This window comes from Clostridium celatum (genome assembly GCF_021412605.1).
Classification (GTDB): domain Bacteria; phylum Bacillota; class Clostridia; order Clostridiales; family Clostridiaceae; genus Clostridium; species Clostridium celatum.
In genome coordinates, this window is record NZ_JAJKGM010000001.1 from 148557 (window position 1) to 163980 (window position 15424).

Here is a 15424-nt window from a genome sequence, read left to right on the forward strand (position 1 = left end):
ATGAAGTTAAATAAAGTACATCATGTTGCAATTATTGCATCTAATTATGAAGTGTCAAAAAACTTTTATACTAAAGTTTTAGGACTTGAAGTAATAAGAGAAGTTTATAGGAAAGAAAGGGATTCTTATAAGCTTGATTTGAAAATTGGAGATAGTGAAATAGAATTATTTTCATTTCCTAATGCTCCAGAAAGACTAAGCTATCCAGAAGCTAGGGGACTTAGACACTTAGCATTTCAAGTTGATAATATTGATGATGCTATAGCAAGTTTAAATTCTAATGGAATAGAATGTGAACCTATAAGAGTTGATGAATTTACAGGTAAGAGATTCACATTCTTTGAAGATCCAGATAATCTACCATTAGAGTTATGTGAAAAATAAAATAATGCCTCAGGGGAGATTTAAACTATGTAATGACAGTAATAGTGTTACTTTTAGGTTGCCCCTGGGGCATTTGCAATTTATTATAAAACAAGCTATACTATGAGAGAAATTCATAAAATCTAGTAATAATTACTAGGAGAGGTTCGTATGACCATCCCTCTATAAAAAACTAGGCTTAGCTATGGGAACCTCTCCTATCTTTATAATTTTAAGAAAGAGTAGGAGACGTATGGATAGATATAATAAAATAACTAACAAAAATAATAGAGAAATAGTACTTTTAAGAGCTTTTCCTTGTGTTTGGGGAAAATGTAGTTTTTGTGATTACATAGATGACAATGGTAGAAATGAAGAAGAGCTTAATAAGTTAAACAAAGAAGTTTTAGATAATATAACTGGTGAATTTGGAGTTCTTGAGGTTATAAATTCAGGAAGCTGTTTTGAAATTCCTAAAGAAACTTTAGAGTACATAAAAAAGATAATAGATGAAAAGGGTATAAAGCTTTTATTTTTAGAAAGTCATTGGTGCTATAGAAATAAATTAGATGAAATGAGGAAATTTTTTAATATACCTATTATATTTAAAATTGGTATTGAAACTTTTGATTATGATTTTAGAAATAAATTTTTAAATAAAAATGCTAAATTTAAAGATCCAAGGGAAGTACAAGAAAAATTTCAATCAGTTTGCATTATGGTAGGAATTAAGGGTCAAACTAAGGAAATGATAAAAAGAGATATGGATATAGTACAACAATACTTTAAATATGCAACAATTAATGTATTTGTTGAAAATACAACAGATATAAAAAGAGATGAAGAGCTTGTTAAGTGGTTTAGAAAAGAATATAGATATTTAGATAAACATCCAACCATTGAAGTTTTATATAACAATACGGATTTTGGAGTTGGAGATTAAAGTAAAGTTAATAAGTTATATATGTATAAACAAGGTGCTTTTATATTAGTAGAAAGTCACCTTGTTTTTTATTACTAATTTAAACAATATTCTAATTCTTCTTGTGTTAAATTTCCTAGATAAATGTTATTTAAGTAGTTGCTTAAATATTTATAAGCATTTTTCATATCATCGATAGGAGTCATAGGTGAATTCATTTTGTATCTAGGGAAGTACCTAGATAAATGAAGAGGTATATTTTTATTTATAGAAGATAAAAATTCACCTAATTCTTTTAATGTTATATCATCTGTATTTTCATTAGGTATTAAAAGTGTAGTTACTTCAACATGACATCCCATTTCACTTGCAATTCTTATGCTATTTTCAACATCTTTTAATGCACCAAAGCAAAGTTTTTTATAATATTCATTATTTCCCTTTAGGTCAATATTTAATGCATCAACATAAGGTAGTAGTCTTTTTAAAGGTTTTTCGCAAATAAATCCATTAGTAACAAGAACAGTTTTATGATCAATGTCTAAAGTTTTAATTGCTTTACAAACATCATAAACATATTCATACCAAATTGTAGGTTCGTTATAAGTAAAAGCAATACCTAAATTAGTAAGGGTTTCTATAGATATATTGGCCATTTCTTGTGGAGAAATGTATTTACTTTCAGGTCTATTTTGTGAAATAGCATAATTTTGACAAAATGAACATTTGAAGTTGCAGCCAAATGAACCTATGGAAAGTATATTACTATTAGGATAAAAATTATAAAGTGGTTTCTTTTCTATAGGGTCTAAGGCAATTGAAGTAATTTCTCCATAATTTATACTATATAATTTAAGTGAACCATCCGCATCTTTTTTCACTTCACGGACACCACAAATACCCTTTTGACCTTCTTTTAAATTGCTACATCTGTGAGGACAAAGGTTACAGTTTATATAATCATCAAATTTTTCGTAAAACATTGCTTCTTTATTCATAGTTTATTAAACCTCATTTATTTTTATATAATATATTTTTTAATCACCATCATCTACTTCTTTAAATCTTTTTACTTTAAATCTTTCTAAAGTGTAGTTTTCATCTATTGAAATACCACCCTTTTCTAATGCTATTTCAATCTGTTTATCAGCAGTATCTATTCCTCCAAGATTAGGCAATAATAAACCTCTTCTATTATTACAAGAAACTATAACTCCATAATTTTTAGGGTCTAATTCTTCAAATGTAGTTTTTTCTGGGGGATATAAAATGTCTACAGATATATCAATATCAATAAGTTCTTCTTTTCTAAGTGGTGAAAATCTTGGATCATTTATTGCTGAACTAATAGAATTATTTATTATTTCTTCAGCAATACAATTTGTAGTAGGTGAAATAGTACCAATGCAACCTCTTAAATCACCATTAATTTTTAATGAAACAAATACAACTTTTTTATCTTTTAGCAATTTAGATATATCATTAGAATTATTACCATCATTAAAAAGTAGATTTGGATTGTTGATTAAGTCATCTATAGTTAGTAATGTACCATTATCAAAGTAATTATTAAGATTTAATCTTGCAAGTCTTGTATAAATATTTCCATAATTCATTCGTTTTTTATTTTCATTTTGTTTATCTTTTAGAATTTCGTTATATAAATCACCATTTTTACTAGAGTAATTTATATTATTACTATTTTCATTATTAAAGTTTGGAGTAAATTCCATAACTCCATAACCAATTCCAAATGGACCTTCGTAGCTTAAAAGTTTAGGGGAGATATTAGTACTATTTATTGCTCCTGCTAATATGTATAATGAACGTAATCCACATTCGCCAGCTTCGTGTATCAAGTGCTTATCTAAATTAAATAAATTTTTAAAATCACCTTTTTCCAACAGAGAAATTAAAGCTTTATCAAATTCAGCACCAAGTGGTGTATATGGATAGGCCCCGTCTTTTGTTAATCTATGAGAAAGATCACCGGAAGCAATAAAAACAGCATTTGTTTTTGTATCTTTAACAGCCTTTTTTATACATCTACCGAAATTCATAAGTTCTAATGGAGAAAGCATTCCATAGGTTATATGAACAAGCTTATAATTCTTTTTATTGCCTAGGAAATATAAAGGAACCATTGCGCCATGATCAAGGTTTAAATCAATATTATATAAATCACAAGTTTTTTCATCTAAGGATACAGTAGGAATATTTTCTTCATCTGAGTTTTTTATAATTTCAGTAGTAAGAGCTGTATCAATTTCATAATCAAAGCTAATATTATTAGCACCAAATTTAAATAAATCACCTTTTAGATGTGGAGCAGTTACAATTGAAATAGCATCCCTAAAAATTGTTCCGTGTGGAGAAATTATAATTATTGTTTCGGGAGATAAATTATTTATTTTTTCGCCAATTTTTTTACAAGCGTTTAAAGTATTTATAGCTTCAATTTCTCTTCCTTTTCCAACCTCATTAATTATAATTGGTGGATGAGGCATTAAATAATAATCTAGCATTTTTTCACTTCCTTATACTATCTTTCTAGCCAAATTTAACACATACAATTAGTATATAGAGAAATAAAAAAAATACTCACATTAAAATAAAAAAAGATGGACAATTTGGTGTTAATTGACAAAAAAATACAGTGATGATAAAGTAGTATAAAGGATAAATTTTATTGGTATATGATGAGGGTGTGGAATTTAGTATGAATAAAAATATAAAAAGAATAATTGAAGCTTTAATGATTGCTTCTATTTTGGGAAGCAACATAATGTTTGTAGGATGTACAAATAAAAATATTACTAATAATACAGGAATTGATCAGTTAGAAGAAAATAAGGATCAACAAAATAATAGTGAAGAAAATGAAGATAATGAAAGAGAAGAAATAGAAAATAATGCACAAAGTCAGGAATTACAAAATAATATAAATGCAGAAAATATAAGTTTAAGTACAGATGGAAATGAGTATTTAAGTAATGAGCCACAAATAGTAGATAATGTAGTGTGTATTAGTCCAAAGAGTGTATATTACAAAGATGGTAAACTAATAATGAATGCATATGTATATAATGGATTTGAATATGAGATATTTAACATAAATAATGTAACTATAAAATTAGGAAATGGACAAGAACTTATTGCAGAAGCAAATTTTGGGGCGTTAAATGATTTAACTCTTGAATGTAAATCATATGCTGAATGGACATTTACCTTTGAAGCAGATGCAGTAATTATTAATGATTCAGATTTATCACAATTGACTTGGGAAACTAATTGTAGTTATTCATATCAAAACTATATTTTAGTATAAATTATCGCCCCAGGGGCGCGCGGATTATGTCGAAATAAAAATAGAAAAAATATGAAAAGTATATGGAAAAATAAAATATTTATGATATAATAAGGTTATAAAGTTAAATTATAATTAATTTTTACGGTATTGAGAAAACGTATACAGAATTTATGGGAGGAATGAGGGTATGTTAAAAGAAGAAAATGTAGTAGAAATTGAGGATGTAAAGGCTAAAGCTGAGGAGAAAAAATCTCAAGACGAAAAAGAGGTTAAGTTAAAGGAGTATGAAGATACTCTAGGGTATTAATTTTGAAAATACATTTAAATAAAAACTAACGGGTAATGGTTTTTATTATTTCAACTATGGTATATAAAAAGGGTATATAAAGGAGTTATATGAACGGGTATTTCATATAACTCCTTTAATTTTTGTTTATATGTTATATATTGCGTAAATTTTGATTGAGATAGTTTTGTGTGATAAAATACATTGGTACTTTAAAATATATTTAACAGCATACTGGATATTATAAAAATAGTAAAGATCGTAGTAGAAAAAGGAGAACAATATGTACTTAGTAGATTATCATATGCATTCCAATAACTCATTTGATAGTAAGGAAACTGTAGCTTCAGTTTGTGAGGCTGCTATAGTTAAAGGAATAAAGGAGATTTGTTTTACAGAACATTTTTCAGTAAAAGAAGGCTTAAAAAGTCATGGTTTTTTAAATTTAAAGAAATATAGTGATGAAATAGCCGAGTGTAGAAGAAGATTTAAGGATGAATTAATTATAAGAGTTGGTCTTGAAATTTGCGAACCACATGAAAATGAAGAAGAACTAAAGGCTATAATTGAAAACTTACCTTTAGACTTTGTTTTAGGTTCAATACACAATATTAATTTTAATACTGGACTAATTACGTATATGTCACAAAATGATAAGCATGAAAGTTATAGAAGATATTTTGAAGAAGTAAATAAGGTATGTACTTCCCCATATATAGATATAGTAGCCCATTTAGATTTAATGAAGAGATATGCTTTTAATACCCATGGAAGATATGAGTTTAATGAGTATAAGGAATTAATAGAAGATGTTCTTAAAAATATAATTAAAAGTGGAAAAGGAATAGAGGTAAATACTTCAACTTTAAGATCTATAGTTAATGAGACTATGCCAGGAGAAGATATATTAAGACTTTATTATGATTTAGGTGGAAGAATAATAACAGTAGGTTCTGATGCTCATAAATGTGAAGATGTTGGTGCAGGTATTGAAGAGAGTATAAGCATGTTAAAAGCAATAGGATTTAATGAAATATATACTTTTGAAAACAGACAAGCTATAGCTATAGAAATTTAAAATAATATATATTCTAAAAAATAAAGTAAATGAACGAATTATATATTAGAAAAGCAGATTATAGAAAATAAAGCTATAATTTGCTTTTTTTATTATGTTTTTTAGCAAAATAAAGCGAAATTTTATTATTGAATAATTTAATTAAGAGGATTACAATTTAATTAAGTAATTACTTAATTAAATTTGAGAGGTACGTATGAAAGAGGAAGTAAAGGTTTTTAAGGCTATAGGTGATGAAACAAGATTAAAGATATTACTTTTGTTATCAACAAAAAATATATGTGCAAAAGGAATTGCAAGAAATTTAGATATATCAGAAGCTGCTGTGTCACAACATATAAAGATACTTAAAGAAGCGGAGCTTATAGTAGCATATAAAAGTGGATATTTTGTTATGTACGAATTGAACAAGGAAATTTTAGAAAAATCTATGGCTTTTTTAAGATTACTTATTCATAAAGACTTAAATTTAATTGATGAAAAGTATGATATCAATATTAGAAATTTTGATATTAAGACTTGTAAGCATAGCTGCAAGTCAATGAAGGGTTGTTGTAAAAAAATATTAAGGGAGGAATAAAAATGAAAGTGTGTTTTCCAGTTAAATCAAATGAAGGAGTGAATAGTATACCTTATAATCATTTTGGAAGTGCTCCTGTTTTTATAATATGTGACTTAGAAAGCAATGATATTAAAGAAATTAAAAATGGAGATTTAGGGCATGAACATGGAAAATGTCAACCTATCAAAGCATTATCAGGAGAAACTGTTGACGCAATTGTAGTTGGAGGTATTGGCCAAGGAGCTATATCAAAATTAAATACAATGGGAATAAGAGTATACAAAGCAGAAGAAGGTAGTATAAAAGATAATATTGATTTATTAAATCAAAGTAAATTAAAAGAACTTGATATAAATCACACTTGTACTAGTCATAGCTGTGAACATCATTAAAAAGTATATTTTATAGAACTATAATTAAATAAATTTAATTTAAAAGTGATGATATAATTTAACGTTATATATATGATTTTACTAATAAGTTAATTATAAGGTAAGCATATATTTGTTTTATTATATCATCACTTTTTGTAATTAAAATTTTAAAAGATAGACAATTTGAATAGGAACATACTTTCGTTAAAGATAAAAGTATAGTAAAATTAGCTTATATAACTACAAAATTTTAATTTATACAAAGGATGGTATTAAAATATGAAAGGAAAAGAGCATATGATAGTTGGAACTACTGCTACAGCAACTATGGGAGTAGGTTTTTTAATTACAAAGACATTTGATAGTGCGTTTTATATAGTTCCATTAGTTTTAGGCGGATTTATAGGTTCCTATATGCCAGATATTGATTCTTATAACTCGAAAGCAAGGCAGGTGTTTAATAAAATATTTGTTTTTATAATATTAGCTGCAGTTATAGGATATTTTTTGGGTATTGCATTAACTGTAAATGATATTATTGTTTTTCTTGAAAATAACGGTAGTAATTTTTTTGCTCTAATATTATTTTCTGTATTAACTATTTTAGGTAAGTTATCTCCACATAGAATGTTTACTCATAAATGGTTAGGAACAGTGTTGTTTTGTTATAGCGTATATTTAAGCGGTAATATTTATCTTACCTTAGGTTTTGTTATGGGATATGTTTTACATATAGTTTGTGATAGATTTTCACCAAGAGGGAAAAATTTAAAATTCTTTGAGTTTAAATTGCCTTGTAAAAATTCTAAAAATAAGACAAGTATAACATGGTGAGGTTTTTAATTTAAGTGTTTTAATGGTTGAATTTAAGGTGAAAGAGAAAAAATAAAATAGTAATTAACTTGGATAATATGTAAAAAAATGATATAATTTTAAAATATAAGTCAAAATATGTAAAGATTTTGAAAAATGTTTATAATAAAGGGATAGATTTATGATTAAAAGAGAGAACATTAAAAAAGATATTATAATTATATTGGCTTTATTTTTAATTATTATTACGTATGTTTTTTTTATAAATGGAAGCTTAGATATAAATATCATAATTAATATAATTTATTTATTAAGTAGTTTTGTTTATTTATCTAGTTTTATTGTATTATTACAGATTAATAGTATATATGTTAGTAATTTATATAGATGTTTAGCTGTATCTTTTGCAAGTATAGGTATAATTTCAATGTCATATTCAGTGTTTTTTAAAAATGATTTATTGGTTATGCAGAATAGTAAAGTAGCAGAAATATTTTATATTTTTTCTATGTATGAAGCAGCAATGCTAATTTTTTCATTTTTAAATATCAATAGGAATATGAGTTTGAAAAATATATTGAAAATACTTATTCCAATTACTTTTCTTATGGCATTCATATCAATAAATGAGAATGTACATATATATCAAGATTTAACAATGGTAAGTAAAGTATTGTATAGGAGTGTAGTTATAATATTATATTATTATTTATATAAAATAATAAAGAAAAATAAAAAAAATATTACTGAAACTTCTTATCAATATTTTAATATTTATTTAATTCTTAGAATTGCCATAGGAATTTTTTCAGTATTGAGTGGCAATTTAGATTATTTATTGAGATTCATAATATCATATATACTTAGGTTTTTGGGAAGTTATTGTATATTTAAAATAATTGTAATAGAGGTAATAATAAGTCCACATAAAACTCTTTATACAAAACTAATTAGTAAATCAAATGATTTAGAAAAGTATATACAAGAGCTTGAAAGACGTAATATGGAGGATGACATTAAGAATCAATTACTATCTAATATATCTCATGAATTTAAGACTCCTGTAAATGTTATTTACTCTGCTATACAAATGCAAAATTTAAAAAGAGATAGCAATGATATAAATGAAGTAATTAAATATAATGATATTATAAAACAAAATTGTCATAGATTGACTAGACTTATAAATAATTTTATTGATTCAAGTAAATTACGAGGTGGAGAATACAATACTGATTTTAAGTGTATTAATATTGTGGAAGTCGTTGAAAATACAACAATGTCTATTCTTTCTTTTGCAGAAATAGCTAATATAAATGTTGTTTTTGATACAGATGATGAGGAATTGTATGTTTTAGCAGATAGAGATTTAATTGAAAGAGTTATTTTAAATTTACTTTCAAATGCAATAAAATATAATAAACAATATGGAGATATTTTTGTAAATATTAAATCTACAAAGAATACAATTGAAATAAAAATCGAAGATAGTGGAGTTGGAATTTCAAAAGAAAAACAAGAAGTTATATTTAATAGATTTGAAAGAGCAGATAAATCTCTATCCAGACATAAAGAAGGTAGTGGGTTAGGGTTAAGTATAGTAAAAGAAATAATTTTAAAACACAACGGTAAAATATGTATTGATAGTAAAGAAGGTATAGGAACAATGGTATTAATTACTTTAAGAAGAATTGAATATAACAAAGATTTATTCGAAATAAATAATTCTAATAATGAAATTGGAAATGGAATTAAGGAAAAAGTGGAAATTGAAATGTCAGATATTTATTTTTAAAAAATATTTTTAGTTTTATACCTACTATACTTATTTATAATTTATAAGTATGTTGGGTATTTTTGTTATTTTTATTATCAATTAAATATTTGATGTAGAAATAATAATAAAAATAAAAGAAAAAATAGGAAAAATAATTTGTGGTAAATATTTACAAATAATTTAGGTGGGATTATAATATAATTACAACAACAAGTTGTATTAAAACATTTTAAACTTATAAAAATGAAAGGGTGATGCTTCTAAATGTCGATATTAGATGATGTTCAGTTAATGAACAAATATAATAGAGAGGAGGCTTGCGCAAAGTTTAAAATTATAACTTTACAGGATGATAAAAACTTTATTGATGTATAAAAAGGAGATGATCTAAGGTATCTAAATATTTTAGAAAGGAGGATAGCATTAGTAATAAAGTAAATTATTTTGTAAATCTAATTATTCTTATAAGTAATGTAATTTATATATAAAGATAGAAAAAGGAGCTGAATTTGAGCTCCTTTTAATTTTAAAATTATATTTAATAAATAAAACTTACATAAATCTATTGGATTAGTAATAGCAAGATATGAAGGGGATAATATGGAGTATATATCAAATTTACTAAATAAGCTTAAACCATGTTTAAATGTAGTAATATTTTTAATTCTATTTACATTATGCTTTTGGATTATTATTGGAACTTTAAAATATACAATTCCGTTTATTGTTGGATTAGTGGCAGCAGCTATATTAAAAAAGCCAACAGAATGGCTTATTAATAAATTTCAAATTAAGGGTAATTTAGCAGCTATAATATCAACATTGGTGTTTTATATTATAACAGTTACACTTTTAATATTAGGAGTAGTTTTCTTTTGTTCAGAAATAAAGGATTTAGCTACTGAGGGATATGAATATATTTATGATAATGGCGGGAAAATAGGAATTTTAATTCAAGATTCATTATCTAAATTTAAAAATATAGATCCAGCAGTTATTGAAGCACTTGAAAGTAATGTAACAGGATATTTAGCTGATATATCAAATTATGTTTTAGATTTTAGTAAGGGTATAGTTAATTATATAATAAGTTTTATATCTGTATTGCCATATATAATAACAGTTATAGTCTTTGCTATATTATCAAGCTTTATATTTTTGAAGAAATTTATAGAAAAGTCTCCAAATAGGAAAGAGGATAATACTTATTTAAAAAATAGGGATTATGATAAATATATAAAAATTATTATAGAGATTAAAGATGTTGTATTTAAATATATAGGAACGTATTCTATATTAATATTTTGTACATTTATAATAACCTTTATAGGGTTCAATATAATAAAAGTACCATATACATTACTTTTAAGTTTGACCTGTATGCTTTTAGATGTTTTACCTGTTGTAGGAATGATATTAGTATTCCTACCATTAATGATTATATATTTATTTCAAGGGAAATATTTTATAGTAATATTTTTAGGAATACTATTTGCTTTTATTATGATTACAAGAAATATATTAGAACCAAAGCTTTTATCTTCATCATTAGAAATATCACCATTAAGTGTGCTTGTTTCAATTTTTGTAGGATTAAATTTTGCTGGCTTTAAAGGAATGATATATTTAATAGCACTATTTATAAGTTTTAATTTTTATAAAAAATATTCTAATATGAGTACTGAAGAAGTTTTAAATAAAAAATAAATTAAAAATAAAATAAGAGTTAAAAGGATATAAATAAATTTTAAGTTGAATTTACTAAAAGTATTTTTAACTAATTAATCAATTTACTTATAAACTTTAACTCTTATTTTTATAATTAAGTGAAGATTGTTAATTTATTTAATATCTTTTTTACAGAATATATAATATGTTATAAAAATGAATATTAAGCAATATGCTGCTAATATTAATGAAGCTATAGTTGGAGTTATACCGCTATAAATTGTACTTTCAAAGTTAAATTCAATTGCAGGTAGTGTACTACCAAACTCTAAGAATTTTCTAAAGTCTATATTGACAAAGGGTAAGAATTTAAAAATATCATAATAGTCTGCACAAAAAGCGTTTAATGGTGAGATTATTGTTAATGAAAGTACTGTTGCTATAGTTGCTACAGCTACAGATTTTAATACTACAGCAATTAAAAATGATAAAATAGTATAAAAAACTATATTTATAAGTTGTAATGCAACTACTATCATTGAATAAGTAAACATAGGTAATGTATACGGTCCGCTATTTCCATAAAGTATAACAACTCCACCAGAAGCACCAAAACCATAAACTATTATTCCTAAAAGTATACCGAGAATTAGTACTAATCCAAATGAAATTAATCCATAAAGCAATGTTGATAAATATTTTGCTATTAAAATTTTATATCTTTTATATGGTAATAAAAGTAATGGATTTATAGTTTTATTGGTGTATTCAGTAGAAAGATTAAAGGCTCCAATAATAGAAACAAATAATACTACAAGCATACTAACCCATTTAAAAGTATTATCAGAGAAGAAATACCATTTATTTTTATAAAGCTGTCTTTGGGTATTAGTTTCTAATTTATATTTTGCAATTTCATATCTTTTATAAATAGCATCTTTTTCAATATCACTATAATAAGGATCATTCATATAGTCATCTATACTATTAATTAAAAGTTCTTCTCGTTCTTGCCAATTAGTATCAATGTTTAAAAGAGAAGAATCAGTAGCTTCTAAATTTTTATATCTTTTATAATCATTAAATTCATTGAAAGTTAATATACACATAACTATAGTAAGTATAGCTAACATAATTAAAGAAATACGGTTTTTTAAAATTTTATAAAATTCCCATTTAGTTAGATTTAAAATGTCTATCATATAACATTATCCTCCCCAGCTACTTGGATAAATACTTCTTCAAGTGAAGAGGTTTTATTTATTTCTTCCATAGATTTTATACATCTCATTTTTCCGTTTGTAATAATTAAAACTTTATCGCATAAAAGCTCCATCTCAGTTAATATATGACTAGAAACTAAAATGGAAAGATTTTTATTGTGAGCTAAGTCTTTTAAAAATTCTCTTAATACTTTTATTCCTATAGGATCAAGACCGTTAGTTGGCTCATCTAAAATTAACAGTTTTGGATTATTAAGTAGTGCTATAGTAAGTCCTAATCTTTGTTTCATTCCTAATGAATAGTTTTTTACCTTGTCATTAAGTCTATTTTTTAGTCCAGATAATTTTATACATTCTTCAATATGTTCTTTAGTTGCATTTTTGCAAAGGTTAGAAAAGAATTTTATATTCTCATAACCAGTCATGTTTTCATAAAGGTGTGGAGTTTCAACAATAGCACCAACATTGCTCATAGCGTCTTCGAAATCTTTATTAATATCATAACCGTTAATTGTAATGCTACCTGAATTGCTTTTTACAAGACCAGTTATCATTTTTATAGTTGTTGTTTTTCCAGCTCCGTTAGGACCTAAAAAACCGAGAATTTCACCACTATGTAATTGAAAGCTTATATTATCAACAGCAGTGAAATTTTTAAATTTTTTGCTTAGATTATTTACATCTAATATTACTTTGCTCATATTTGTCTCCTATGCAATTTGTATTTTAAATTAAAAGCGTTAAATAACATTTTATAGCTTTTTAGAGAATGTAACAATATAAAAATAATTAAGTTTATATAAACTTATTATTTTTATATTTATAATTATAATACTTAATATTAATGTGATGATTGGTGTAACTTAGGTTTAGTGAGGTTTAAAAAATCATTATTCTTTAAATTGTTTAAATATTTAAGTATAATAATTAAATAAGTATTTACAGAGGGAGTAATGAAAATGGCAGTTCAAAAAACAAATGCAATGAGAATTTTAGATAAAAATAAAATAGATTATGAGGTTATAACTTATGATATTTCCGATGATAAAATAGATGGTGTGTCTGTTGCAGAAAAAACAGGTCAAGATGTAAAAGAAGTTTATAAAACTTTAGTAACTCAAGGGTTATCTAAGGAATTTTATGTTTTTGTAATTCCAGTTGCAGAAGAGTTAGATTTGAAAAAAGCAGCAAAGGTAGCAGGAGAAAAGAAAGTTGAAATGATACATGTTAAGGATATAACTAAATATACTGGTTATATTAGAGGTGGATGTTCACCAGTTGGAATGAAGAAGCTGTATAAGACATTTATACATGAGGATGCAAAAGCGTTAGAGAAAATGTGTGTAAGTGGTGGTAAAAAAGGATTGCAAATTAAGTTAGAACCAAAGGATTTAATAGAATCTATAAATGGACAATTTGCAGATATTATACATTAAAAATAAAATTAGAAATTTCTATTCAAATTAGTAATAATAGCCATAGTATTTGTTAATACTATGGTTATTATTAGTTTTAGAGGTGAAATTATGTTTAAGTGGAGAGATTTCTATTTGATGAAGGTATGTAATACAAGAGGAAAAACTTTAGGAATTATATCTGATATATATATAAATATTGCCAATATAACTATAGACGGTTTTGCAATTTCTCCTACAGGATTATTTAAAAGAAAAAATTTTATTAGTATTAAATCTGTAATTTCTATAGAGGATGGAATTATGGTAGCTAATGAGGCAGAAAAATTTAATGGAACTAAGTTTAAGAGTATTAAATATATTGATGTAATTAATGATGAGGATATTACCATAGGTGTTTTAGATGATTTAATAATAGCAAAAAAAACATTGGAAATAAAAGGTCTTATTTTGAGTTCAGGAATATTTGACAGTATGATTAAAGGAAAAGAAATTATAAATGTTAAACATTGCAAAATATGTGATGGATATATTAAGTATAGTGGAAATGATAGCGTTAAAGTTAAGACCTTACCTCATAGCTTAGGAGTGATTAAGGATGTTAAAAAAATATAGAGCAGTAATAGCAAAGGTAGCATTAATAATACTATTACTTTCAGTAACTATTCTGATTTATGTTTATGTTGGAGCCATAAGATCAGTAGTTAATATTTTAGTTATTTCTTTTATAATTGCATATGCGTTAAAACCTATGAAAAATTACTTATGTAAAAAGTTGCATATATCATCAAGTAAAAGTTCTATTTTTATAATATTGTTTTTTTTATTATTTTTTATTGGATTATTATATTGTATAGTGCCAGCTATAATAAAAGAGTCTGGTAATTTTGGAAGTATGCTAGATAGTATAGAGCTTTATATATTAACTGCAGTTGAAAAGTTTAATTTGAATAAAATACCTGTATTTGAAACTTTGTATATTCAAATAGGCGACAAAGTAAATATGATGTTAAATAGTGTATCTAATAATTTGTTTGATGATATGATGGATATTATGGAAAATTTAGTAGGTTTGGCAGTGGTACCAATAATAACATATTACTTATTAGCTGATGGAGAGTTTATATATAATAAAGTTCTACTTATATTTCCAACCAATAAAAGAATTTTAATAAAAAGAATAAATAGCAATATTGATAAAATATTAAGCAAATATATAATAAGTCAATTACTTTTATGTTTAATAATTGGAGTTTTATCTTTTATACTTTTATTAGTGCTTAGAGTGAAATTTCCTTTTGTATTATCTATTATAAATGCAATTGCCAATATAATTCCTTACTTTGGGCCTATAATTGGAGGAGTGCCAATTATATTTATAGCTTTAACCGGATCAGTTACAAAAGGAATATTAGCAACTATTGGTGTAATAGTAATTCAACAAGTTGAAGGAAACTTTTTAGCACCAAAAATAACAGGGGATAGCACTAATATGCATCCTATAATAATTATTATATTGTTAATACTTGGAGAAAAGCTTGGTGGAGTAATTGGAATGATATTGATAGTGCCAATTGCAGTAATAATAAAGGTTATATATGATGATATAAATTATTATTTATTTTAATTACTG

The 15424-nt window shown here is 24.9% G+C and carries 16 protein-coding genes; 12 read left to right on the plus strand and 4 right to left on the minus strand.

Annotation, left to right across the window (positions count from 1 at the left end):
- Complete coding sequence (gene gloA2, locus LPC13_RS00580) at window positions 1-384, plus strand: SMU1112c/YaeR family gloxylase I-like metalloprotein (protein ID WP_005213614.1); 384 nt, start codon at window positions 1-3, stop codon at window positions 382-384.
- A gap of 232 nt (window positions 385-616) precedes the next feature.
- Window positions 617-1306: a hypothetical protein gene (locus LPC13_RS00585; protein ID WP_005213613.1), complete on the plus strand. Its 690-nt coding sequence runs from the start codon at window positions 617-619 to the stop codon at window positions 1304-1306.
- 74 nt (window positions 1307-1380) lie between these two features.
- Here the strand turns inward: LPC13_RS00585 and amrS are convergent, their stop codons facing one another.
- Together amrS and amrA are read right to left on the minus strand one after the other, a co-directional pair.
- Window positions 1381-2283 carry an AmmeMemoRadiSam system radical SAM enzyme gene (gene amrS / locus LPC13_RS00590; protein WP_005213612.1) on the minus strand — a complete coding sequence of 301 codons (903 nt, stop codon included), beginning with the start codon at window positions 2281-2283 and terminating at the stop codon, window positions 1381-1383.
- 39 nt (window positions 2284-2322) lie between these two features.
- Entirely contained in the window at window positions 2323-3810 is a 1488-nt protein-coding gene (gene amrA / locus LPC13_RS00595; RefSeq protein ID WP_234088466.1) for an AmmeMemoRadiSam system protein A, read from the minus strand.
- 194 nt (window positions 3811-4004) lie between these two features.
- On the opposite strand from amrA, the gene LPC13_RS00600 reads away from it, so the two are divergent.
- The 7 genes from LPC13_RS00600 to ytvI all read left to right on the plus strand — a co-directional run bounded on the left by LPC13_RS00600 (window position 4005) and on the right by ytvI (window position 11192).
- A complete protein-coding gene (locus LPC13_RS00600) occupies window positions 4005-4613 on the plus strand; it encodes an SLAP domain-containing protein (RefSeq protein WP_147576254.1) in 609 nt (202 codons plus the stop codon).
- 551 nt (window positions 4614-5164) lie between these two features.
- Window positions 5165-5959 carry a histidinol-phosphatase HisJ family protein gene (locus tag LPC13_RS00605; RefSeq protein WP_005213608.1) on the plus strand — a complete coding sequence of 265 codons (795 nt, stop codon included), beginning with the start codon at window positions 5165-5167 and terminating at the stop codon, window positions 5957-5959.
- A gap of 196 nt (window positions 5960-6155) precedes the next feature.
- The gene (locus tag LPC13_RS00610; RefSeq protein WP_005213607.1) at window positions 6156-6539 is read left to right on the plus strand and encodes an ArsR/SmtB family transcription factor; all 384 of its coding nucleotides are present in this window, start codon (window positions 6156-6158) and stop codon (window positions 6537-6539) included.
- A 2-nt stretch (window positions 6540-6541) separates the two neighbouring features.
- Window positions 6542-6913, plus strand: a complete 372-nt coding sequence (locus LPC13_RS00615) for a NifB/NifX family molybdenum-iron cluster-binding protein (protein WP_005213605.1) — start codon at window positions 6542-6544, stop codon at window positions 6911-6913.
- 261 nt (window positions 6914-7174) lie between these two features.
- Window positions 7175-7729, plus strand: a complete 555-nt coding sequence (locus LPC13_RS00620) for a metal-dependent hydrolase (protein ID WP_005213603.1) — start codon at window positions 7175-7177, stop codon at window positions 7727-7729.
- Between the two features lie 160 nt (window positions 7730-7889).
- Window positions 7890-9503 carry a sensor histidine kinase gene (locus LPC13_RS00625; RefSeq protein ID WP_005213601.1) on the plus strand — a complete coding sequence of 538 codons (1614 nt, stop codon included), beginning with the start codon at window positions 7890-7892 and terminating at the stop codon, window positions 9501-9503.
- A 582-nt stretch (window positions 9504-10085) separates the two neighbouring features.
- The gene (ytvI, locus tag LPC13_RS00630) at window positions 10086-11192 is read left to right on the plus strand and encodes a sporulation integral membrane protein YtvI (protein ID WP_005213599.1); all 1107 of its coding nucleotides are present in this window, start codon (window positions 10086-10088) and stop codon (window positions 11190-11192) included.
- A 134-nt stretch (window positions 11193-11326) separates the two neighbouring features.
- On the opposite strand, the gene LPC13_RS00635 is transcribed toward ytvI, so the two are convergent.
- Together LPC13_RS00635 and LPC13_RS00640 are read right to left on the minus strand one after the other, a co-directional pair.
- A complete protein-coding gene (locus tag LPC13_RS00635; protein ID WP_005213597.1) occupies window positions 11327-12355 on the minus strand; it encodes an ABC transporter permease subunit in 1029 nt (342 codons plus the stop codon).
- Entirely contained in the window at window positions 12352-13077 is a 726-nt protein-coding gene (locus LPC13_RS00640; RefSeq protein WP_005213595.1) for an ABC transporter ATP-binding protein, read from the minus strand. The genes LPC13_RS00635 and LPC13_RS00640 overlap by 4 nt, the downstream gene beginning before the upstream one ends.
- 252 nt (window positions 13078-13329) lie before the next feature.
- Between LPC13_RS00640 and ybaK the strand changes: the two genes are divergently transcribed.
- From ybaK to LPC13_RS00655, 3 genes are all read left to right on the plus strand, one after another.
- Window positions 13330-13812 (plus strand): Cys-tRNA(Pro) deacylase, encoded by a 483-nt coding sequence (ybaK, locus tag LPC13_RS00645; protein ID WP_005213594.1) that lies wholly within the window; start codon window positions 13330-13332, stop codon window positions 13810-13812.
- Window positions 13813-13902: 90 nt separating this feature from the next.
- On the plus strand, window positions 13903-14406 hold the full coding sequence (locus LPC13_RS00650) for a PRC-barrel domain-containing protein (protein WP_040419483.1): 504 nt from the start codon (window positions 13903-13905) through the stop codon (window positions 14404-14406).
- A complete protein-coding gene (locus LPC13_RS00655; protein ID WP_005213590.1) occupies window positions 14390-15418 on the plus strand; it encodes an AI-2E family transporter in 1029 nt (342 codons plus the stop codon). Before LPC13_RS00650 ends, LPC13_RS00655 begins: the two co-directional genes overlap by 17 nt.
- The last annotated feature ends 6 nt before the right edge of the window (window positions 15419-15424 follow it).